The organism is Candidatus Pelagibacter sp. FZCC0015, assembly GCF_007833635.1.
Taxonomy (GTDB): Bacteria; Pseudomonadota; Alphaproteobacteria; order Pelagibacterales; family Pelagibacteraceae; genus Pelagibacter.
The window spans coordinates 15,414-36,790 of sequence record NZ_CP031125.1 but is presented as its reverse complement, the minus strand read 5'-3'; the positions used below and the strand labels follow the sequence as shown (position 1 = coordinate 36,790).

The following is a 21,377-nucleotide window of genomic DNA, read 5'->3' as shown; positions in this document are numbered from 1 at the left end:
TTATGAAAATTGGAGTTCCTAAAGAAATAAAACCACAAGAAAATAGAATTGGTTTAACACCTGATAGTGTTAAAACTTTAGTTTCAGAAGGACATGAAGTTTTAGTTGAAAATAATGGTGGATTTGAAGCTGGTTTTGAGAACGATCAATATTTAAAAGCAGGAGCTAAAATTGCTGATACTGCAGCTGACATCTTTAATGATGCAGAAATAATTGTTAAAGTTAAAGAACCTCAAAAAGTTGAAGTTGATATGATTAGAGAAAATCAAATCGTATATACCTATCTACATTTAGCTGCTGCAAAAGAATTAACTGAAGGATTAATTAAATCTAAAAGTATTAATATTGCCTACGAAACAGTAACAGATGATAATGGAAGATTGCCTTTGCTTGCACCTATGAGTGCTGTTGCAGGAAGAATGTCAGTGCAAGCAGGCGCTCATTGTTTAGAGAAAAACCAAAGTGGTCGAGGTTTGTTGTTAGGTGGTGCACCAGGTGTAACAGGCGGAACAGTAGTTATATTGGGTGGAGGAGTTGTTGGAGAAAATGCTGCTGTGATTGCAACTGGCATGCAGGCAAAAGTTCATATTGTAGATAAATCTGAAGCTAGATTAAAACAACTTGTTGAAATGTTTGGAGATAAAATTATTCCAGAACAAAGTGATAAAACAGATTTAGATAAATTAGTTGCTGAGGCTGATTTATTAGTTGGTGGAGTATTAATTCCAGGTGCAGAAGCACCAAAATTGATTACAAAAGAAATGATTAAAACAATGAAAAGAGGTTCGGTTATCGTTGATGTTGCTATAGATCAAGGTGGATGTGTAGAAACAAGTAAACCTACAACACATGGAGATCCAACTTATATAGTTGATGATGTAGTTCATTATTGCGTAGCAAATATGCCGGGAGGTGTACCTAGAACATCAACATTGGCATTAAATAATGCAACATTACCTTTCTTAGTTAAGCTAGCTAACAAAGGTTATCAAAAAGCACTTGGAGAAGATAAAAACTTTTTAGCAGGGTTAAATGTTCATAAAGGTCAAGTAACCTACAAAGCAGTTGCTGATGTCTTTGGACATAATTTTGTTGAACCTGGAGAAGCTATCAAACATTAGAAATGAAAAAAAACTATCCTTCAAGCGCAAAGGTAGTTGTAATAGGGGGTGGCGTTGCAGGTACTTCTTGCGCTTATCATTTAGCTAAATTTGGCTGGAAAGATATAGTTTTATTAGAAAGAGACCAACTTACTTCTGGAACGACATGGCATGCTGCAGGATTAATAGGTCAATTAGGAGCAACTTCTACAATTACTAAATTAAGAAAATATTCCTTAGATCTTTACAAAGAACTAGAAAAGACAACAGGTTTATCAACTGGTCTAAAACAAAATGGAGCAATAACAGTTGCATCATCTAAAGAAAGGATGCAGGAGTTATTAAGACAAGCCACAACAGCACAACTATCTAACGTTGAAGTTGAGGTTTTAAACAAACAAAGAATAAAAGAATTATATTCAGTTGTAAAAACTGAGGATCTAGTCGGTGGTGTTTATATGCCAAAGGATGGTCAGGCAGACCCTGTTGGAGTTACCAATGTATTGGTTAAAGCTGCTAAAATGTTAGGTGTTAAAATATTTGAGAAGTCACCAGTAAAAAAAATTTTAGTAAAAAATAAAAGAATATGTGGCGTTGAAACTATCCAAGGAAAAATTGATTGTGAATATGTAGTTTTAGCTACAGGAATGTGGTCTCGACAAATTGGAGAAGATATTGGTGTCAGTGTTCCATTGTATCCTAATGAGCACTTCTATGTGATTACTGAACCAATGAAAGATCTTCCAAAAGATTTACCTGTTTTGAGGGATTATAATGCTTGTCTTTATTTAAAAGAAGATGCTGGAAAAATGTTGGTTGGTATTTTTGAGCCAAATGCAAAACCTGCTTTTAAAGATAGTGGAAGAGTTCCTGATAATTTTTCATTTGGAGAATTTCCTGATGACTTTGATCATTTTGAGCCTTACCTTGAAAAATCTTTTCATAGGTTACCAATGTTGGAAAACGCAGGTATAAGAAAATTTTTTTCAGGGCCCGAGTCGTTTACACCTGATACTCAATATTTACTTGGAGAAACACCAGAAGTTAAAAATCTTTATACATGTTGTGGATTCAACAGTATTGGAATAGCAAGCTCTGGAGGAGCAGGAAGAGTAACTGCGGAATGGATGATTAATGGTCATATAAACGAAGATTTATTTTCGCTAGATATAAAAAGATTTCAAAAGTTTCATTCATCTAAAAAATTTATCATGGATAGAGTTACTGAAACCTTAGGAGATCTTTATGGGATGCATTGGCCTTACAAACAACACGAAACTTCAAGAAATGAAAAATTATTACCTTATCACGAAGAATTAAAAAAAGCTGGTGCATGTTTTGGTGTAACAGGAGGGTTCGAAAGACCAATGTGGTATTCCTTAAATGGAAAACCAGAATATGAATATAGCTTTAACTATCAAAATTGGTATCCATCAGCAAAACATGAAACCATAAATGCAAGAAAAAATGTTGGACTATTTGATTTTTCAACTTTTTCTAAATTTGATTTAAAAGGTAAGAAAGTTCATAGCGATTTACAAAAAATTTGTACAGCTAACATTAAAAATGAAATTGGCAAATCTACCTATACACACATGCTAAACGAGGATGGTGGTATTGAAACAGATCTAACTGTTGTTTGTATTGATAAAAATTATTTTAGAATAGTAAGTTCAGCAGCAACTAGAGAAAGAGATAAATTTCATATTTTAAAATATTTATCTGAAGATGTTGAATTTATCGATGTTACAGAAGAGATTTGTTGTCTTGGTTTATTTGGTCCTAAAAGTAGAGAAATGATTCAAAAGATTAGTGATGATAATTATTCATCAGAAAATTTTCAATTTGGATCAGGAAAAAATGTATTGATTGAGAATATAAAAGTTTGGGCACAAAGAATATCTTATGTGGGTGAACTTGGCTTTGAATTATACGTAAATAAAAACGATGCTTTGGATTTATATAAAATTTTAACTAATGAAGGTAAAAACTTTAGCTTATCTCATTGCGGTATGCATGCAATGGATATAATGAGAATGGAAAGTGGTTTTTTACATTGGGGCCATGATATTTCACCAGAAGAAAACCAGTATCAAGCAGGATTAAAGTTTACGATAAGCTATAAAAAAAATGTTAATTTTATAGGTAAAGATGCTTTATTAAAGATCAAAGATAAGCCATTAGATAAAACAATGATGATGTTTACGCTAAAGGATAGCAAACCTGGAGCACCATTGTTGCTACATGAAGAGCCCATTTATTTAGATGACAAAATAATTGGAAGAACAACTTCAGGAAATTATTCATTTTGTTTTGATAAAAATTTATCATTTGGTTATGTTAATTCAGGAAACACAATAGATACGCTTAAAGATAAAAATTTGTTTATAGAAGTTGAGAAGATCAAATATCCAGTCGAAATTCTTTCAAAACCACTAAATACAAAAGATTTTAGAAAAATTTAGTTAATTTTTAATTTTATTGTGTTTTAGTTAATTAGTTGGTTAAATATGTTGTGAAAAAAAACGATCAAGACACATCATTATTTAATACTGATATTACCAGAAATAAAGATTTTGAAGTAGATAAGATTAAAACTACAAACGTAAATATTTTACTAAATAGAGTTCGATTAGATCAAAAAAGAACTTTAAAAAAAAGAATTGTTTTTTCAATTATTTTAGCTGGTTTAGTTAGCTCATTAGCTATTTATTTTAGAATTTAATTTAAAAAAGTTTATTGAAACAATAAAGATTTATATTATAAACCACTTATCGATTAAGGCGGGGTAGCTCAGTTGGTTAGAGCGCGGGACTCATAAGCCCGAGGTCAGTGGTTCGATCCCACTTCCCGCTACCAAAAACTATGAAAGATATTTATATAACTTGGGAAGATTATCATAAAAAGATAGAGCAATTAGCTAAAAAAATTCATGATGATAATTTAAAGTTTAATCAAATAATTTGTATTGCAAAAGGTGGATTAAGAGTTGGAGATATTTTTAGTAGACTTTTTAATGTCCCTTTAGCCATTCTATCTGTTGAGTCTTACCATGGTGATAGTGACGATATAAAAAATCAACAAGGACAGTTTACTTTTTCAAGAGATTTAGCAAAAACTACTCCAAATTTAGGATCACATGTTTTATTAGTTGATGATTTAGCTGATTCAGGAAAAACTTTAATAAAAAGTATTAAATGGTTAGAACATTTTTATGGTTTTTATTTTGATGAAAAAATCAAAACCGCAGTTCTATGGCACAAATCAACTTCAAAATTTAAACCTGATTATTCTGTAGATTACTTAAAAGATTCTCCTTGGATACATATGCCTTTTGAGAAATATGAAACTACAAATATAAAAGATTTTAAGTTTGAAAAATAAATTATTTAATTAAACTATCATTAAACTGATTAGATACTCTAACGAACGTTGTACATTTACTTAATTGTTTCAGTGAAGGCGCACCAACATAAGTACAGCTACTTCTTACACCACCAAGAATATTTAAAATGGTATCGTTAATTTTGCCTCTATATTTTACTCTTACTTTACGTCCTTCACTACTTCGATAATCTGATAGTCCACCATAGTGTTTTTTATTAGCAACTTCAGAACTAGATCCATAAAATTCTATATATTTTTCTCCATTAATTTTAATAATTTTACCATTTCCCTCATCATGTCCAGCTAACATACCTCCAAGCATTACAAAATCCGCACCACCTCCAAAACCTTTAGCAACATCACCAGGACATGTACATCCACCATCTGCAATCACATGTGCACCAAGTCCATGTGCCGCATCAGCACATTCAATTACTGCACTTAATTGAGGATAACCAACTCCAGTTTGAATTCTTGTTGTGCAAACACTTCCAGGTCCAATTCCAACTTTAACAATGTCTGCTCCACTAAGAACTAATTCTTGAGTCATATCTGCTGTTACTACATTACCAGCAATGATTGTTTTAGTGGGATATTTGTCTCTTACTGATTTAATAAAATTAGTAAAATGCTCTGTGTACCCATTAGCAACATCAATGCAAATAAATTTAAAAAAACTAAATTCTTTTAATACCTTGTCTAAATTTTGAAAATCTTCTTTTTTAATGCCAACACTTAGTGCAATATTAGGGTATATCTTTTTAATATTTTTATTTTGCTTAATTTTTTTAACGTCATGTTGTTTTGTTAACGATGTAATCATTCCATATTCATTTAATTTTTCAGCAACACTTAATTCGCCAACCCCATCCATATTTGCTGCCATAATTGGAATACCTGACCATTCGTTTTTACTATATTTGAATCTGTAAGTTCTTAATAAATTGACATCTTTACGGCTTTTGAGAGTACTTCTTTTTGGTCTAAATAACACATCCGAATAATCAAGTTTTAACTCTTCTTCAATTCTCATAAATACTAGGTTATATTCATAAAAAATAATTTCAAATCAATATATAACCTGTGGATAAGTTTCAATATAACTAAATTTTAAAATTACTTTTAAATTCTTAGTTATTACTAGTTTTTTTATGGGAATTCATAATCAATTTTAAACAATATAAATAACAAGTTGTTATTTTAAATAATTTTAAAAAATTTTAAAAATATAAATTTTATTAAAAGCAATAGAACTCTTAAATTTAATTTACTTTTGCCTTTTACTCTATAATTAAATTTAATTATTAAATCTTCAATTATCAGGTTTTTTTGAGAGTATATGAGATCAGTTAAAATTTTAAATCCATTTAGATATAATTTTTTTTTATTTCTAATATATATTTTTTTATGAAATAAAAAAAAACCACTCATTGGGTCAATTGTTTTTTTTTCAAACAAAATTCCAATTAGTTTAATAATAAAGTAAGAGGATAATTGTCTAAAAAAACTTAAACTTTTAATTCTTTTATTAATGAGATTTCGTGAGCCAATTACTATGTCACATTTTTTTTTTTCAAATATACTCAGCATTTTTGGTATATAAATTGGGTCGTGCTGAAGATCACCGTCCATGACAACTATTTTTTTAAATTTAGATTTTTCAAAAGCAGACGCACAAGATTTTGACAAATCTCTTTTTTTATTTTTTCTATATATAACTTTTAAATTGATATATTTTTTTTGAATATTTCTTAATAATTGAGTTGTGCCATCTGTTGAAGAATCGTCTACAACAATTATTTCAATTTTTTTTTTTTTTAAAATTAAATTTATTTTTCTGATAAGTTTTTCAATGTTATTCTTTTCATTAAATACAGGAATAACTATTGATAAATACATTTTTAAATAACTATTTAGTATTCGTGATTTTTCTCAACTTCACAAGAGTTAATCTATTTAAATTTTTTTTTTGTGAAATTTCATAATTTTCAAATTCGTGTGGAATTACAAAATCATCATTAGTTATATCTCTAAAATACAACATCCAAGTTTGATATGGTTGAATATTATTTTTCTGATAATTGTAGTAGTAAATATCGAGTTCTTTTTTTTCAAGGTATTTGACAACATAATTTTCATAAACATCATTTGTATGATTGAAATCTTCGTCTAGCATCTTAATTGTTAAAAATTTTATATCTGAATCATTAATTAAATCAAAGCTTTGCTTTACTTGTGGTTTAGTGTGGAAGGGTTTGGTATAGAATTGCCTAAATGTATTTTCATATAAAAAATGATTAACTGTTGTTGTTACAGCAATTAATATTATAAAAAAATATTTCAATGTTCTATTCTTTATTTTAAAAATAAAGTGTGATAGTAAAAAAATTATTGGTATCAGCAAGAACACCAAATATCTTCCCAATAAAACAGGTCCAAATAAGTAACCATAAATTAATGGTATGAAATATGAAAAAAAAATTAAAAAAACAAAAAATGTAAATATATTGAAATTTTCTGAAAATATTTCTTTTCTAAATTTAAAAATACAAAACAATAATACTGATAGATGTATTAGGCCTAAAAGTCTAGAGCCAAAGAACTCTGAGAAATAAAAGTTTGTATAAAAACTTGCCTTAGGTAGTTCTAACCAATTAAGCGATAACCCATTCATTGTATCTGGATCAACAAATTTTAATGTAGTTTGATAATAAAATATTAAAAATATTAAAGTTACACACACATAAGATAAAATTAATAAAATACTATTTTTGTTAATTTTCTTTTCTTTCACTATTCTTAAAAATTCATAAAAAACAAATGAGCCTACTATCAAAATTGTGAACGCATGATTACAATACATTAGGAATACAATAATTATACTAGTTAAAAAATTAAATATTTTAAATTTTGTATAAGTTTCCTTACCTTTAAAATTAAATAAAATAAAAATTAATGTAAAAAAAAATGTAAGAATATAGGATCTTAATTCTTGAGAATATTTTATGTGATATAAATTTATAGATAAGATAAAAATTCCAAAAATTACGGATTCCTTTGAGGTAATTTTTAAAAGTAAAAAAGCAAATAGAATAAGAGACAATATACTTATTAAAAGAGAAAAATATCTAGAAACATATACATCATAGTCAAAAATCATGTGAAAGTATTTTAGCCCAACATCATAGAAAAAATTTAAACTAGAGCTAAATGCCCTATTCAACGTCTCACTAAGAGAAACCCTTGGATCCGCAATCCAAAATGAAAAAATTTCATCAGCCCAAAGATCGTCAAAATTTAGATTATAAAATCTTAAAATTGATGCTACGCTTAAAATAAAAATTATAGAATATATAAATATTTTGTCTTCTTTAAAATTAAATTGCATATTTTTTTTATTTAAATAGATCTCTTAATGTCCTGGAAATTCTATTAAATTTTCTACATTATATTTTTTATTAATTAAATTGTCAGATCCTTTTAAGTCAAATAAATTTATTACAAAAATAAATGCAGCAACTTTTCCTTTAGAAATTTCAACTAATTTTGCAGCTGCTTCAGCTGTACCTCCGGTTGCAATAAGATCATCTATTATTAAAACTTGGTCTTTTTCATTTATAGAATCTTTATGCACTTCTATTGTTGCTGTACCATACTCAAGCTCAAAATCTACTGAGTAAACATCTGCTGGTAATTTATTTTTTTTTCTAAGCATTATAAATGGTTTCTTTAAAATATATGAAATAGCAGATGCAAAAACAAAACCTCTAGATTCTATGGCTGCTATTTTTGTAAAATTATATTTTTTTGATCTTTCAATAATTTGATTAATTGTCTCTGCAAATGCATTTTCATCTTTGATTAAGGTAGTTATATCTCTAAATAATATACCCTTTTTTGGATAGTCAGGTATTGATCTAATATATTTTTTTAAGTTCATAATAGTTAAATATAAAAGTATAAATAAATAATTTTTTAAGTATGACAACAAATAAATTAGCAATAATTGGTGGAAGCGGTCTTTATGATGTTGAGGAATTCAAAGATAGAGAATTACTCGATTTACAATCACCATGGGGAAAACCATCTGATAAAATTTTAAAAACCAAATATAATAATAAAGAAGTTTATTTTTTACCAAGACACGGAAGAGGACATTTTGTTTCTCCTTCCAATATAAATTTCAGAGCAAATATAGACGTACTTAAGCAGCTAGGTGTGACTGATATTGTTTCTGTATCAGCAGTTGGCTCTCTTAAAGAAAATTTAACTCCAGGAAAATTTGTAATTGTAGATCAATTTATCGATAGGACTTTTGCAAGAAATAAAACTTTTTTTGATGATGAGATTGTTGCTCACGTATCAATGGCTCATCCAACCTCAAATGGCTTGATGAATGCATGTGAAGATGCAATTAAAAAATCAAATATAGACTATCAAAGAAACGGAACATATGTTGTTATGGAAGGGCCTCAATTTTCTACATTAGCAGAGTCTAATTTATATAGATCTTGGAAAGCAGATGTAATTGGAATGACAAATATGCCTGAGGCAAAATTATCAAGAGAGGCTGAAATTAGATATGCCTCAGTATCTATGATAACAGATTTTGATTGCTGGCATCCAGATCATGAAAATGTTGATGTTAAGCAAGTAATTAAAGTTTTGTCAGGAAACGCAGAAAAAGCAAAGGTTATGATTAGAAATTTGATTGATAATTTTGAAGATCATATTGATCCTAATGACCCAACAAACAATTGTTTAGATGTGGCAATTATCACTGCACCAGAAAAAAGAACAAAAAAGACTGTAGATAAATTAAAAAATATAGCAGGTAGAGTTTTAAATAAATGAGAATAAAAGGAAAGGAGTATAGAACTATATGGTTTGAAAATAATGTTGTTAAGATTATTGATCAAACAAAACTTCCTCACCAATTTGTAATTAAAGAACTAAAGACAATAAAAGATGCAATTAACGCAATTAAAATAATGGAGGTAAGAGGCGCACCTCTAATTGGCGGTACAGCTGCTTATGGTATAGCTTTGGCAGTTCAAGAAAATAATGATACAGAATTTATAAAAAAAAGTGCAAAAGAATTAATTCAATCAAGACCTACTGCTATTAATCTAAAGTGGGCTGTAGACCGAATGATAAAAAAATTAACAGGAATTAACAGTGATCAACTATTAAGTATTGCTTTAAATGAGGCAAAAGAAATATGTGATGAAGATGAAAAATTTTGTGAAAATATTGGTATTAATGGATTAAAAGTAATTGAAGAAATTTATAATAAAAAGAAAGACACAGTAAACATATTAACACATTGTAATGCAGGTTGGTTAGCAACTATTAATTGGGGAACAGCAACTTCGCCAATTTACCATGCTCATAAAAAAGGAATACCAGTTCATGTATGGGTAGATGAAACAAGACCAAGAAATCAAGGCGCAAACTTAACATCATACGAATTAAACGAAGAGGAAATTCCAAACACAATTATTGCTGATAATACAGGGGGTATTTTAATGCAGAGAGGTGAAGTTGATATTTGCATTGTAGGTACTGATAGGACTTTATCCAATGGAGACGTTTGTAATAAAATTGGAACTTATCTTAAAGCATTAGCTGCTCATGATAATAACGTTCCTTTTTATGTGGCTCTTCCAAGCTCAACAATTGATTGGGATATCAAAGATGCAAAAGATATTCCCATTGAAGAAAGAAATTCAGAGGAATTATCTCATGTTGAAGGTATAGATGAGAATAATGAAATTAAAAAAGTTTTAATCTACCCTACTAAAAGTAAAGCTATGAATTTAGCTTTTGATGTTACGCCTGCAAAATATGTAACAGGATTAATTACTGAAAGAGGGATTTCAGAAGCTTCTTTCGATGGATTAAGCAAATTATTTAAATGAAAAATTTAAAAGAAAGACAAGAGGTAATTGAGTATTCAATTAAACTGAATACAACTAACTTATCTCCTTTAAGATCAGGAAATATTTCTGTGAGAGGAATTGAAGATGGTATTGAGGGTTTTTTTATAACTCCATCTGGGAAGAAGTATGAGTCTTTAAAACCAGAAGATATTGTTTTTTTATCTTTAACCGAGGAAAAAGACTTCTTATCTTGGTTTAATTCTGGAAAAAACCCATCATCAGAATGGCGTTTTCACCAAGATATTTATAAAAACAAGTGGGAGGCAAAAGCAATAGTCCATGCTCATTCACCTCATGCTACAGCAGTGTCTACTCATGGAAAATCTATTCCACCATTTCATTACATGATTGCTCTTGCGGGCGGTGAAGATATTAGATGCTCTGAATATGCAACTTTTGGTACCCATGAACTTTCAGTGAATATGATTAAAGCTTTAAAAGATAGAAAGGCATGTCTTATGGCGAACCATGGACAGGTTGCATTTGGAGAAAATTTATCTAAAGCTTTCGAGCTTGCTCAAGAGGTAGAAAATATTTGCCATCAATATATTATTGCTTTAAAGATGGGTGAACCTAAGAATCTTTCATTAGCTGAAATGAAAAAAATCTTAGAAAAAGTTAAAAATTATAAAAGTAGTTAGTTATATGACTAAAGTTGGGGAGCATATTACTCTAGACATCATTGGAACAACTAAAGAGTATGATCCATCTGTATTTGAAAAAGTAATTCATGATATTGCAAAAGCTGCAAAAGTAACAATTTTAAATATTTCAAAATATAAATTTGAACCACAAGGTTTTACAATTTTAGCATTATTAGCTGAAAGTCACATTAGCTTTCATACATTTCCAGAAAAAGGAATTATTAGCTTTGATTTTTTTACTTGTGGCAAAGTAAGTCCATCAGTTGCAATTGATATAATAAAAAAAGAATTTGAACACAAAAGAATAGTTAAAAAAGAATTTAATAGAGACACAAAATCTCTTTATCATGACATCTATAGCTCACCAGGCTTACAAAAATCATATGTAGTAAATGATGTTTTAGAAGATTTTAAATCTAAAGTAGGTCAACATATTGAGATTTTAGATTTAGAACAATTTGGTAAGTCTTTATTTATAGACGGTGAGATACAAGTTGCCGCTACTGACGAACATTTATATAGCTCTACTTTCGTTGGTTCTGGTTTAAATTTAAACAAAGATAACGAAAGAGCTGCAATTATAGGTGGTGGAGATGGAGGAGTTGCAAGAGAATGTATCTCAAAAAATTTTAACTTTATTGATTGGTACGAGCTTGATCCTGAAGTTGTAGATGTTTGCAATAAACACCTTGGAGATATTGGAAAAAAAGCAACAGAAAAAAATTCAGTGAAATGTGTATGGGGTGATGCTTTTGAAAGCATTAAATCAGTAAGTGATGATACTTACGATCATATATTTGTAGATCTAAATGATGATCAATTTTGTATAGATTTAGCTGCAAAAAATATGGACTCGTTAGTCAGAATATTAAAACCAAAGGGAGTTATTACGGCTCAAGTAGGAAGCCAGGATAAAAAACCACAGCAGGTTGAAAATTGGTTAAATGTTTTTAATCAAAACTTTGGTAATGCAAAATTATCAAGAGTTTACATACCTAGTTTTGATTGCTCTTGGAATTTTTCTTCATCAATTAATCATTAATTTTTCTTTTTTCTTATTTAAAACTGTGAAATAATTGTTCCTAATTAAAGGAGAAAATAATGAATATATTCAAAAAAACTATTTTAACAGTTCTTGCTTCTTTATTTATCATTGGGAATGTTTCTGCTGAAAAAATAAAAATTGGAACTGAAGGCGCTTACCCTCCATGGAATTCAAAAGATGCATCAGGTAATCTTATTGGTTTTGAGGTAGAGCTTGCCCAAGAACTTTGCACAATTATGAAGTATGAGTGCACAATTGTTGAACAAGATTGGGATGGTATGATTCCAGCTCTAGTAATGAGAAAATTTGATGCAATAATGGCTGGAATGTCTATTACTGCTGAAAGACAAAAAACAATTACTTTTTCACAAGGTTATGCTGATGAAGTAGCTTCTCTTGCAGTAATGAAAGGTTCAAGTTTAGAGGGTATGGATACACCAGAAGGTATTAATTTATCATTGGGTGGATCTGATGTTAAAAAAGCTCTTAAAACATTAACAGGAGCACTTGCTGGTAAAACTGTTTGTACTCAAACAGGAACAATTCACCAAAACTTTTTAGAGTCTGGTGATGTAGGAAGTGTAAATGTTAGAACTTATAAAACTCAAGATGAAGTTAACCTAGATCTTACTTCTGGAAGATGTGACGTTGCTTTAGCCGCAGCAGTAGCATTTACTGATTATGCAGATAAATCTGGTAAACCTGTTGTATTAGTTGGACCAACTTTTTCAGGTGGTGCATTTGGTAATGGTGTAGGTGTTGGTATTAGACAAGCTAGCGATAGTGCTATTGGAAAAAGAGATGCCAAAATCTTAAAAGACTTTAACAAAGCAATTGATAAAGCTAGAAAACAAGGAATTATTAGCAAACTTGCTATTAAGCACTTTGGTTTCGACGCTTCTATGTAATTAATTTCAGATCTGGCGACTATAATATATAGTCGCCAATCTATATGGAACTTCTCGCATTTGGTAAAACAGGTTGGGGTGATGAATTATTTTACGCAACCTTGATGACAATAGCTGTATCAATTACAGCAATGCTAGTTGGTTTCTTTTTTGCATTAATTTTTACACCTTTAAAACTTTCAAAATATAAAACTTTAAATTTAGTTGGTAATTTTTATACCACAGTTATTCGTGGAGTTCCTGAACTACTGGTCATATACCTTTTCTTCTTTGGAGGAAGTGGCGCCATTATGTATGTAGCTTCTATTTTTGGTTATTATGAATACATAGAAATTAATGCCTTTATTACTGGTTCGATGGCTATTGGTATTATTTCTGGAGCTTATTCAACAGAAGTATTTAGAGGAGCTATACAATCTATAGACAAAGGTCAATTTGAAGCTGCAAAGGTTCTTGGAATAAATAAGTTTGGTCAATTTTATAAAATAATTTTACCTCAAATGTTAAGATTAGCTATTCCAAATCTAAGTAATGTTTGGCAAATAACATTAAAAGATACATCTCTTATTTCAGTAACAGGATTAGTAGAAATAATGAGACAGTCTTATATTGCAGCAGGATCTACTAGAGATCCACTATTCTTCTATTCATTTGCAGCAGTTTTATATCTACTGCTTACTTACGTGAGTATGAAATTAATTAATAAATTAGAAGTTAAGTATAGCAGGGGTTATTAATGGATTTTGATTTAATGATAACTAGTTTTCCTAAACTTTTAGGAGCAACGCTAGTTACTTTAAAATTATTATCCGCATCATTATTTTTTGGATTATTCCTAGGTCTTTTCTTTGCAATTTTAAGATTAAATAAAAATATATTTATTAATAAATTTGCCTATGGCTATTCATATATATTTAGAGGAACACCATTACTGGTCCAAATTTTTATAATTTATTTTGGATTAGGACAAATCGAATATTTAAGAACAACATTTCTATGGATAATTTTAAAAGAACCTTATTGGTGTGCAATAATAGCATTTACTTTAAATACTGGCGCATATACCTCTGAAATTTTAAGATCTGCATTTCAAACTATAAAACCAGGTATAATTGAGGCCGGAAAAAGCTTAGGAATATCAAACAAAATAATCTTTTATAAAATTCAAATTCCAATTGCCATTAGACAGTCATTACCTGCTTACGGAAATGAAATCATATTGATGATGAAAGGAACTTCTTTAGCAAGCACAGTAACTTTAATGGATTTAACTGGTGTTGCTAAATATATAATTTCAACAACTTTTAAACCAATCGAAGTATTTATTGTTGCTGGTGGAATTTATTTGTTCATGACTTTTATCATTCATAATGTGATTAAATATTTAGAGAAAAAATACAGCTTTCAACAATAAAAATGTTTTTATCAGAGAAACAAATTAATGATTATCAAAATGATGGTTTAATAATAATTAAAAATGTATTTAAAAATTGGATTAAGCCACTTAGAAAAGGATTTCAAAAGGTTTTAGATAGTCCAAGTAAGCATGGGAGAGAAAATGTAACTAATGATAACGGAAGATTTTTTGAGGATTATTGTAATTGGGAGAGGATAGAAGAATTCAAGGATTGTTTATATAATTCACCTGGAGCTCAAATAGTTGCAGAAGCAACTAATTCTAAATCTACTCAAATTTTTCATGATCATATTTTTATTAAGGATCCAGGTACTCATAAAGAAACACCATGGCATCAAGATATGCCTTATTATTGTGTTGATGGTAACGATACTGGAAGTTTTTGGATACCATTAGATGAGGTTGATCATAAAAATAATCTTAAATTAATTTTAGGTTCACACAAATGGTCAAAGTTAATTAGACCCACAAAATGGTCAAATAACCAATCTTGGTATGATGATGATACTTCTTTCATGGATTTACCATCATTAAAAGAATTTGAAGAAAACATTTTAATCCCAGAATTAAGTTTGGGAGATGCTGTTTTGTTTAACTTTAAAACTGTACATGGTTCAACAGGAAATAATTCCTCTAAATCACGAAGAGCATTTTCGATGCGATTTATAGGAGATGATGTAAAATATATTAATAGAGGAGGGCCAACATCACCTCCATTTGATGGAATTAATTTAAAAACGGGAGATTTGATGAGAGATGATTGGTTCCCTAAAGTTTTTAGTAGCTAGTATATTCTTTAATTTCTTTAATACTTGATCCAGTGTGATTATTCATTTCCAATTTAATTTTTGCACGATCATCATTCAAAAAATGAACATCCCTTGATAATTTAATAAATTTATCGCCAAAGTCTTTATTTTTTTCACAATCTCTTTTGTCATCTTCTATAACCCACAACTTGGCATTAATTTCTTTTAAATCTTGGAATAGTTTATTTAGTTTATCGTCAGATTTAACATTTTTTTCTAACTGATCTTTAAGAATCGAATGTTCATTCGATATAAATTTTAGTTTTTCAGGATCTTTGATTTTTTCCTTTTTAATTTCTAAGATTGAAATTTTGTCTAAAAGCTCGCCAACCGATACTTCTACTATAATTTTATTCATTAAATTTTATACTATGTTAAATTGTTAAAAATATGTCTAATATTTTAATCATTAAACATGGATCTTTGGGTGATATAGCTCAAGCTTGTGGCGCAATTCAAGATATTTCTGAGAATCATAAAGAAGATGAAATTCATTTGCTCACAACTAAACCATACTTTGATTTATTTAAAAAAAATCCACATATTTCTGATGTCATTTTAGACAAGCGGTTATCAAGATTAAACCTCATTTATTTATATTCATTAATGAAAAATATAAAAAAATATAATTTTTCTAAAGTTTATGATCTACAAAACTCAAGTAGAACAGCTTTTTATAAAAAAATTTTATTTCCAAAAGCAACAAAAGATACATGGTCATCTACAGAAACCACTTTACCCGAAGGAACTACAAAAGAAGATTTTGATAAAGACTCTGTTCTATCTAGATTTGATCATCAGTTAAAATCCTCAGGCATAAATACAAATCATACTTTGAAACCTGATTTTTCATGGAGCACAACAGACATATCTCAAATAAAAAATCACCATCAATTAGATAAATACATTCTTCTCTTTCCTTTTTGTTCTCCTCATTTAACTTCAAAGAAATGGCCTTATTATAATGAGTTAATTTCTATGATTAATGAAAAGTTAGATAACAAATTTAAAGTAGTAATTGCACCTGGACCAGGTGAAATTAAAGAAGCGTCAAATATTAATGCACTTTGCGTTTTAGATAATGGCAAAGCCTTAGATATTTCTCAGTTAGCAACATTAATTAAAGATAGTTCATTTGTTGTTGCTAATGATACTGGACCAGCACATATGACAGCTCATTTAGGTTCAAAAGGAATCGCTTTATTTGGATCTCACACAACTCCTTTTAAAGTAAGTATTGAAAGGGAAAATTTTAAAGCAATACAAGCCCCCGAATTATCAAAACTTTCAGCAGAAAAAGTTTTTGAAAAATTATCGGAAAAACTTAATTAGTCTATTAAACTTTTTTTAATGTAAACATCACCAGACATTATTAATCTCGCATTTCTTGTAGAAATTACATTAATATCTCTAATATTTTCATTCTCATAAACTATATTGAAATTAAGTTTGAGTTTTCCTGATGGATGTTCGATTTCGAATTCACCACTCTCAGAATAATTATCATAGAATTCAGAACAAATTGTATCTCTAGATTTACAAGCACCCAACAAAGCCATAGAGCCGGTTACTGCATAAGCAGGGTGGCAATCCCATGGCATAAAGTATCTTGATTTGATGTCTGCTTTATCAGGCTTAATAACAATTGCAGTTTTAGGTAAAACAGAATTAGTTACATCTCCTAATCCTACTTTTTTTGCAATTTTAATCCTTATTGTATTCATTTTTTCAATAAGTGTTTTGTTTTCATTTAACTGTTCGAAACTCTCTGATCCTTTTAAACCTAAATCTGTAGCCTTAAAAATAACCATTGGAACTGCGCAATCAATAAGAGTAAATTTAATTTTATCTATTTCATCAATTTTATTTCCTGATGGAAAAAGTTTATTTGTTTGTGAACCTATTATATCTAAAAACTTAAGTTTAATTGGTGATCCTGGTGTAGGAACACCATCAATTTTGAAATTTCCATCATATTGGACTTGTTTATTTGGTGTTTGAACAATTTGTTCAATTTTCATGCCTGTATTTTTATCTCTAACAATAACTGATGTTTCACCATTTTTTGCCTCAACCAATCCCTTTTCAATTGCATAAGGACCAACTCCCACAAGAATATTTCCACAAGAAGGTTTGGTATCGACTATAGGTTTATCTATTTTTACTTGGGCAAAATAATAATCTATATCAATACCTTCTTCAGAAGATTTATCTATAATTGCAACTTTACTTTTAACAGGCTCAGCTCCTCCTAGTCCATCAATTTGCCTTAGATCTGGTGAGCCCATAGCTGCTAGTAAAATTTTATCTCTTTTGTTTATGTCACTAGGGAGATCACTTTTTAAAAAATAAGGACCTCTAGAAGTACCACCTCTAATAAACATACATGGAATTTTAACTTGATCATTCATTATGATTAAATTTTTTTATTATAAATGGAATTAAAAGTACAATTAATATTATTCTTAAGAAATGATGATAACTAACAAATATAGGATCTATATTGTAAGCTACACTTATTATAACCATTTCATGTATACCACCAGGTACAAAGCTTAAAAAAGTTGGTAAAAAATCAAACCCAAAAGCAATTTCAAGAAAATAAGATGCAAAAGCTGCCAGGGTCATTAAAATTATTGTGATAATTACTCCGTGAAAAATATAAAATAACAATTCTTTAATCTTTAAACCATTCAATCTACTTCCTAAAGCTGTACCCAAAAATATAAAAGATATATTAATAAAAATATCTGGAAATCTTGCGTTAATAAATTCGAGCGTATACAAAATTCCTGAAATAATCATACCTGATAATAGAGTAGAGGATGGAATATTAAATTTTTTTAGAAACAAAGCAAAAATATAGCAGGCAAAACACACCAGCACTATTTCAATAAAATATTTAAGATTATAAATGTTTTGATTTCCCAAGCCTTGTATTTCAGCATTACCCATTTGATAAATAAAAATCACAGGTAGCATACACACAATAAAAATTACTCTTGTAGCCTGAGGAACCAAAACTCTTTTGTTATTATTGTTTTTTAATTCTAATAATGCAGCAGAAATTGGAACAAAAGCTCCAGGTAATGCAGCTAAAATTGCATTCATTTTTTCAAATTTACAAACTTTTAAAAAATAAAAAGTTATTATAATTGTGCTGATAAAAACATAAACAATCATAGATAAGGATGAAAATATCCATAAATGTATTTTATAAAGTAAAGAAACATTTAAGGTTCCTCCCATAATAATTCCTATTATTAAAAAAATAGGACTAAGAAGTTTTTTTGAAAAAGTTATTTTAATTTTTGTAAAAGATAAAAGCAAATTTGATAACAAAGGACCTAGCAACCAAGGTAATGGCATATTGATAATAGATGCAAATAATCCTCCAATTGCGCCAATTAAAAGTGCTAAATAGCTCTGTTTGACAATATTTTTAATTTCATCAATCATTTTTAAAAAAAATTATAACTAAATTATATTTTAAATTATTTTTTTGTGTCAGCTTCTTGTAAGTATATCAAATTAAAATGAATTTAAAATTTTATAAAAAATCATATATGGAAAAATATGATGTTGTTGTAGTGGGTAGTGGAAATGCTGCTCTTTGTGCTGCATTATCTGCAAGAGATAATGGGGCTAAAAAAGTTTTAATAATAGAAAAAGCTTCCAAAAAAGAAGCTGGCGGAAATAGCAGATATACAAATGGCTCTTATCGTTTTGCTTACAATAACTTTTCGGATTTAAAAAAAATTATTCCCAAATTAAAGCAGTCAAAAAAAATTGATTATGGAAAATATCCTAAAAGAAGTTTTTATGATGACATGATCAAAGTTACTAAAAATAAGACAGATAAAAAACTTACAAAAACATTGGTAAATGATAGTCATGAAGTGATTTATTGGTTAAGTAAGAAAGGATTGAAATTTGTGCCAATAAAAGGGAAACAATCTTTTGTAGTTAATGGTGTAACTAAATATTGGGGTGGTTTAACTTTAGAAGTTAAAAATCAAGGTGAAGGTCTTATAAAATCACTCACTAATATAGCCAAAAAAAATGGAATTAAAATTAAATATGAAGTTGCAGCTAAAAAATTAATAAAAAAAAATAACGAAATAAAAGGTATTGGAGTTTTACACAAAGGTAAAAAAGAATTAATTTTATGTAATTCAGTTATTCTTGCTTGTGGTGGTTTTGAAGCAAATTCTAAAATGAGATCTAAATATCTTGGAAATGGTTGGGATAAAGCTAAAGTAAGAGGTACCAAACATAATACAGGTGATGGATTAACCATGGCTTTTGAACATAATGCAGCTCGTTATGGTGAGTGGAATGGTTGTCACGCAGTGTTTCATGACCTCAATGGTCCAAAGTTTAGTGATCTTAAGATTGCGGCTAAATACAGAAAAATAAGTTATCCATGGGGAATTGTTTTAAATGCAAATGGTGAAAGATTTGTTGACGAGGGTGAGGATCTTCGAAATTACACATATGCAAAATTTGGTAGAGAAGTAATTAAGCAACCAAAACAATTTGCTTGGCAAATCTTTGATCAAAAAGTAAGGCCAATGCTTTACAATGAATATGATGTTAAATCAGCTACCAAAGTAAAAGCAAATTCTTTAGAAGATCTCGTCAAAAAACTCAAAGGTGTTAATGCAAATAAAGCACTGAGCACAATTTTAAAATACAATCAAAGTGTAAATACTAAAGTAAAGTTCGATCCAACAATTAAAGATGGAAAAAATACCAAAGGTTTAAAAATAAATAAATCCAATTGGGCAAATAAAATTGACAAAAGTCCTTTTTATGCTTTTGGAGTTACATGTGGAATAACTTTCACTTTTGGGGGTTTAAAAATAAATAATAAGTGTGAAGTATTAGACAATAAAGAAAAACCAATCAAAGGCTTGTATGCAGCAGGTGAAATGGTTGGTGGTATATTTTACTTAAATTATCCAGGTGGTAGTGGGTTAATGTCAGGTTCTGTTTTCGGAAGAATAGCTGGAAAATATGCTGCTAAATTATCCTAATTTGTTTTTTAATGCTAATAATTAAATATGATCAATAGAATATTAACAATACTATTACTAGTTTTTACAACAATAACCTCAGCTTACGCTATAGATTATTCTGGAAAGACAGTAACAATTTGGATTCCATTTAAAGCAGGCGGAGGAACCGATGCATGGGCAAGAGCAATTGGTCCAGCGTTTAGTAAAAACTTGCCGGGAAACCCAAAAGTTATAGTTCAAAATGTAACAGAAGGTGGAATACTAGGTGCTTCAAATAAATATTTTTCTCAACACAGTAATGACAAAGATGGACTAGTTGTTTTTGGAACATCTGGTTCTGTTCAATTACCTTATTTATTTAGAGATGAAAGAGTGAGATATGATTATAAAAATATGATACCTGTTTTTGGTAGTGGAACAGGAGGCGTTGTCTATATCAGAAAAGATATGGGCATAAATAATATAATTAAAGATTTTAAAAAATTAAAATCAACTTCTTTGGTTTTTGGGTCACAAGGTGTCAACTCTCTTGACGCTGTTCCGGTGTTAGCATTTGATATGCTTGGCCTAGATGTAAATGTTGTTTATGGTATGAAAGGTAGAAAAGTTGGTAGAGCTGCTATCCTTAGAGGTGAAACTACAATTGATTACCAAACAACAGCGTCATATTTAAAACACGTTAAACCACTTGTAGATAATGGTGAAATGGTACCATTAATGACGTGGGGATCTGTTATAAATGGACAAATAAAAAGAGATCCAAATTTCCCGGATTTACCTTCATTTAGTGAAGTATACGATAAGGTAATAAAAAATAAAAACAAAGAGGCTTTTGATGCTTGGCAAGTTTTATTCAACGCAGGTTTTGCCACTCAAAAGTTTATAGTTTTACCTAAATCTGCATCTGACAACGTTGTAACAGCATGGATAAATGCCTCAGGCCAAATCGTAAATGATTTGGATACAATGAAAATAATTAATAAAAAACTTGGTAAATATGATCAAATTATAGGAGAAAATTTAATTTTCGCTCTTCGAAAAGCCTCAACTCTCGACGAACCAGCTTACATTTATTTATCCTCTTGGATGGATACAAAACAATAA

General features: G+C 29.2%; 22 protein-coding genes and 1 tRNA gene. 16 read left to right on the top strand and 7 right to left on the bottom strand.

Annotation, left to right across the window (positions count from 1 at the left end; all coding sequences use genetic code 11):
- Nucleotides 1-2: 2 nt before the first annotated feature.
- From ald to DT059_RS00185, 5 genes are all read left to right on the top strand, one after another.
- Nucleotides 3-1,121, top strand: coding sequence for an alanine dehydrogenase (gene ald, locus DT059_RS00205; protein WP_145595756.1), 1,119 nt, complete (start codon nucleotides 3-5; stop codon nucleotides 1,119-1,121).
- A gap of 2 nt (nucleotides 1,122-1,123) precedes the next feature.
- Nucleotides 1,124-3,565 carry a GcvT family protein gene (locus DT059_RS00200; RefSeq protein WP_145595754.1) on the top strand — a complete coding sequence of 814 codons (2,442 nt, stop codon included), beginning with the start codon at nucleotides 1,124-1,126 and terminating at the stop codon, nucleotides 3,563-3,565.
- A 50-nt stretch (nucleotides 3,566-3,615) separates the two neighbouring features.
- Entirely contained in the window at nucleotides 3,616-3,825 is a 210-nt protein-coding gene (locus DT059_RS00195) for a hypothetical protein (RefSeq protein WP_145595753.1), read from the top strand.
- 57 nt (nucleotides 3,826-3,882) lie between these two features.
- A tRNA-Met gene (locus DT059_RS00190) sits at nucleotides 3,883-3,959 on the top strand.
- Nucleotides 3,960-3,965: 6 nt separating this feature from the next.
- Entirely contained in the window at nucleotides 3,966-4,484 is a 519-nt protein-coding gene (locus DT059_RS00185; protein ID WP_145595751.1) for a phosphoribosyltransferase, read from the top strand.
- Between the two features lies 1 nt (nucleotide 4,485).
- On the opposite strand, the gene DT059_RS00180 is transcribed toward DT059_RS00185, so the two are convergent.
- The 4 genes from DT059_RS00180 to DT059_RS00165 all read right to left on the bottom strand — a co-directional run bounded on the left by DT059_RS00180 (nucleotide 4,486) and on the right by DT059_RS00165 (nucleotide 8,427).
- On the bottom strand, nucleotides 4,486-5,520 hold the full coding sequence (locus DT059_RS00180; RefSeq protein ID WP_145595748.1) for a GMP reductase: 1,035 nt from the start codon (nucleotides 5,518-5,520) through the stop codon (nucleotides 4,486-4,488).
- Nucleotides 5,521-5,687: 167 nt separating this feature from the next.
- The gene (locus DT059_RS00175; protein WP_145595747.1) at nucleotides 5,688-6,386 is read right to left on the bottom strand and encodes a glycosyltransferase; all 699 of its coding nucleotides are present in this window, start codon (nucleotides 6,384-6,386) and stop codon (nucleotides 5,688-5,690) included.
- A gap of 10 nt (nucleotides 6,387-6,396) precedes the next feature.
- Nucleotides 6,397-7,875, bottom strand: coding sequence for a hypothetical protein (locus tag DT059_RS00170; protein WP_145595745.1), 1,479 nt, complete (start codon nucleotides 7,873-7,875; stop codon nucleotides 6,397-6,399).
- A 24-nt stretch (nucleotides 7,876-7,899) separates the two neighbouring features.
- A complete protein-coding gene (locus DT059_RS00165) occupies nucleotides 7,900-8,427 on the bottom strand; it encodes an adenine phosphoribosyltransferase (protein ID WP_145595743.1) in 528 nt (175 codons plus the stop codon).
- 41 nt (nucleotides 8,428-8,468) lie between these two features.
- Here DT059_RS00165 and DT059_RS00160 point away from each other — a divergent pair, with 41 nt between their 5' ends.
- The 8 genes from DT059_RS00160 to DT059_RS00125 are packed head-to-tail and all read left to right on the top strand — an operon-like array spanning nucleotide 8,469 to nucleotide 15,231.
- Nucleotides 8,469-9,341, top strand: a complete 873-nt coding sequence (locus tag DT059_RS00160) for an S-methyl-5'-thioadenosine phosphorylase (protein ID WP_145595741.1) — start codon at nucleotides 8,469-8,471, stop codon at nucleotides 9,339-9,341.
- Nucleotides 9,338-10,408, top strand: coding sequence for an S-methyl-5-thioribose-1-phosphate isomerase (gene mtnA / locus DT059_RS00155; protein WP_145595739.1), 1,071 nt, complete (start codon nucleotides 9,338-9,340; stop codon nucleotides 10,406-10,408). The genes DT059_RS00160 and mtnA overlap by 4 nt, the downstream gene beginning before the upstream one ends.
- Nucleotides 10,405-11,070 (top strand): class II aldolase/adducin family protein, encoded by a 666-nt coding sequence (locus tag DT059_RS00150; RefSeq protein WP_145595737.1) that lies wholly within the window; start codon nucleotides 10,405-10,407, stop codon nucleotides 11,068-11,070. The genes mtnA and DT059_RS00150 overlap by 4 nt, the downstream gene beginning before the upstream one ends.
- A 4-nt stretch (nucleotides 11,071-11,074) precedes the next feature.
- A complete protein-coding gene (gene speD, locus DT059_RS00145) occupies nucleotides 11,075-12,115 on the top strand; it encodes an adenosylmethionine decarboxylase (protein ID WP_145595735.1) in 1,041 nt (346 codons plus the stop codon).
- A 59-nt stretch (nucleotides 12,116-12,174) separates the two neighbouring features.
- A complete protein-coding gene (locus DT059_RS00140; RefSeq protein ID WP_145595733.1) occupies nucleotides 12,175-13,026 on the top strand; it encodes a transporter substrate-binding domain-containing protein in 852 nt (283 codons plus the stop codon).
- Between the two features lie 44 nt (nucleotides 13,027-13,070).
- Nucleotides 13,071-13,763 carry an ABC transporter permease gene (locus DT059_RS00135; protein ID WP_145595731.1) on the top strand — a complete coding sequence of 231 codons (693 nt, stop codon included), beginning with the start codon at nucleotides 13,071-13,073 and terminating at the stop codon, nucleotides 13,761-13,763.
- Complete coding sequence (locus DT059_RS00130; RefSeq protein ID WP_145595729.1) at nucleotides 13,763-14,440, top strand: ABC transporter permease; 678 nt, start codon at nucleotides 13,763-13,765, stop codon at nucleotides 14,438-14,440. Before DT059_RS00135 ends, DT059_RS00130 begins: the two co-directional genes overlap by 1 nt.
- A gap of 2 nt (nucleotides 14,441-14,442) precedes the next feature.
- Entirely contained in the window at nucleotides 14,443-15,231 is a 789-nt protein-coding gene (locus DT059_RS00125) for a phytanoyl-CoA dioxygenase family protein (protein ID WP_145595727.1), read from the top strand.
- On the opposite strand, the gene DT059_RS00120 is transcribed toward DT059_RS00125, so the two are convergent.
- The gene (locus DT059_RS00120; RefSeq protein ID WP_023855079.1) at nucleotides 15,221-15,610 is read right to left on the bottom strand and encodes a DUF6165 family protein; all 390 of its coding nucleotides are present in this window, start codon (nucleotides 15,608-15,610) and stop codon (nucleotides 15,221-15,223) included. The two genes, DT059_RS00125 and DT059_RS00120, sit on opposite strands and share 11 nt — an antisense overlap.
- Nucleotides 15,611-15,642: 32 nt before the next feature.
- On the opposite strand from DT059_RS00120, the gene DT059_RS00115 reads away from it, so the two are divergent.
- Nucleotides 15,643-16,584, top strand: coding sequence for a glycosyltransferase family 9 protein (locus DT059_RS00115; protein WP_145595725.1), 942 nt, complete (start codon nucleotides 15,643-15,645; stop codon nucleotides 16,582-16,584).
- On the opposite strand, the gene DT059_RS00110 is transcribed toward DT059_RS00115, so the two are convergent.
- A complete protein-coding gene (locus DT059_RS00110; protein WP_145595723.1) occupies nucleotides 16,581-17,663 on the bottom strand; it encodes a 2-methylaconitate cis-trans isomerase PrpF family protein in 1,083 nt (360 codons plus the stop codon). The two genes, DT059_RS00115 and DT059_RS00110, sit on opposite strands and share 4 nt — an antisense overlap.
- Nucleotides 17,656-18,711 (bottom strand): AbrB family transcriptional regulator, encoded by a 1,056-nt coding sequence (locus DT059_RS00105; RefSeq protein WP_168189247.1) that lies wholly within the window; start codon nucleotides 18,709-18,711, stop codon nucleotides 17,656-17,658. Before DT059_RS00105 ends, DT059_RS00110 begins: the two co-directional genes overlap by 8 nt.
- 77 nt (nucleotides 18,712-18,788) lie before the next feature.
- Here DT059_RS00105 and tcuA point away from each other — a divergent pair, with 77 nt between their 5' ends.
- Nucleotides 18,789-20,291 (top strand): FAD-dependent tricarballylate dehydrogenase TcuA, encoded by a 1,503-nt coding sequence (gene tcuA, locus DT059_RS00100; RefSeq protein ID WP_240704600.1) that lies wholly within the window; start codon nucleotides 18,789-18,791, stop codon nucleotides 20,289-20,291.
- A 27-nt stretch (nucleotides 20,292-20,318) separates the two neighbouring features.
- Nucleotides 20,319-21,377: a transporter gene (locus DT059_RS00095; protein ID WP_145595721.1), complete on the top strand. Its 1,059-nt coding sequence runs from the start codon at nucleotides 20,319-20,321 to the stop codon at nucleotides 21,375-21,377.

Bases quoted from the DNA above. Each gene is read 5' to 3' on its own strand.
- DT059_RS00095 (WP_145595721.1), top strand. From the start codon at position 20,319: ATGATCAATAGAATATTAACAATACTATTACTAGTTTTTACAACAATA.
- DT059_RS00175 (WP_145595747.1), bottom strand. From the start codon at position 6,386: ATGTATTTATCAATAGTTATTCCTGTATTTAATGAAAAGAATAACATT.
- DT059_RS00185 (WP_145595751.1), top strand. From the start codon at position 3,966: ATGAAAGATATTTATATAACTTGGGAAGATTATCATAAAAAGATAGAG.
- DT059_RS00110 (WP_145595723.1), bottom strand. From the start codon at position 17,663: ATGAATGATCAAGTTAAAATTCCATGTATGTTTATTAGAGGTGGTACT.
- DT059_RS00135 (WP_145595731.1), top strand. From the start codon at position 13,071: ATGGAACTTCTCGCATTTGGTAAAACAGGTTGGGGTGATGAATTATTT.
- DT059_RS00140 (WP_145595733.1), top strand. From the start codon at position 12,175: ATGAATATATTCAAAAAAACTATTTTAACAGTTCTTGCTTCTTTATTT.
- speD (WP_145595735.1), top strand. From the start codon at position 11,075: ATGACTAAAGTTGGGGAGCATATTACTCTAGACATCATTGGAACAACT.
- DT059_RS00170 (WP_145595745.1), bottom strand. From the start codon at position 7,875: ATGCAATTTAATTTTAAAGAAGACAAAATATTTATATATTCTATAATT.
- tcuA (WP_240704600.1), top strand. From the start codon at position 18,789: ATGAATTTAAAATTTTATAAAAAATCATATATGGAAAAATATGATGTT.
- ald (WP_145595756.1), top strand. From the start codon at position 3: ATGAAAATTGGAGTTCCTAAAGAAATAAAACCACAAGAAAATAGAATT.
- DT059_RS00115 (WP_145595725.1), top strand. From the start codon at position 15,643: ATGTCTAATATTTTAATCATTAAACATGGATCTTTGGGTGATATAGCT.
- DT059_RS00165 (WP_145595743.1), bottom strand. From the start codon at position 8,427: ATGAACTTAAAAAAATATATTAGATCAATACCTGACTATCCAAAAAAG.
- DT059_RS00180 (WP_145595748.1), bottom strand. From the start codon at position 5,520: ATGAGAATTGAAGAAGAGTTAAAACTTGATTATTCGGATGTGTTATTT.
- DT059_RS00130 (WP_145595729.1), top strand. From the start codon at position 13,763: ATGGATTTTGATTTAATGATAACTAGTTTTCCTAAACTTTTAGGAGCA.
- DT059_RS00120 (WP_023855079.1), bottom strand. From the start codon at position 15,610: ATGAATAAAATTATAGTAGAAGTATCGGTTGGCGAGCTTTTAGACAAA.
- DT059_RS00160 (WP_145595741.1), top strand. From the start codon at position 8,469: ATGACAACAAATAAATTAGCAATAATTGGTGGAAGCGGTCTTTATGAT.
- DT059_RS00105 (WP_168189247.1), bottom strand. From the start codon at position 18,711: ATGATTGATGAAATTAAAAATATTGTCAAACAGAGCTATTTAGCACTT.
- DT059_RS00125 (WP_145595727.1), top strand. From the start codon at position 14,443: ATGTTTTTATCAGAGAAACAAATTAATGATTATCAAAATGATGGTTTA.
- DT059_RS00150 (WP_145595737.1), top strand. From the start codon at position 10,405: ATGAAAAATTTAAAAGAAAGACAAGAGGTAATTGAGTATTCAATTAAA.
- DT059_RS00200 (WP_145595754.1), top strand. From the start codon at position 1,124: ATGAAAAAAAACTATCCTTCAAGCGCAAAGGTAGTTGTAATAGGGGGT.
- mtnA (WP_145595739.1), top strand. From the start codon at position 9,338: ATGAGAATAAAAGGAAAGGAGTATAGAACTATATGGTTTGAAAATAAT.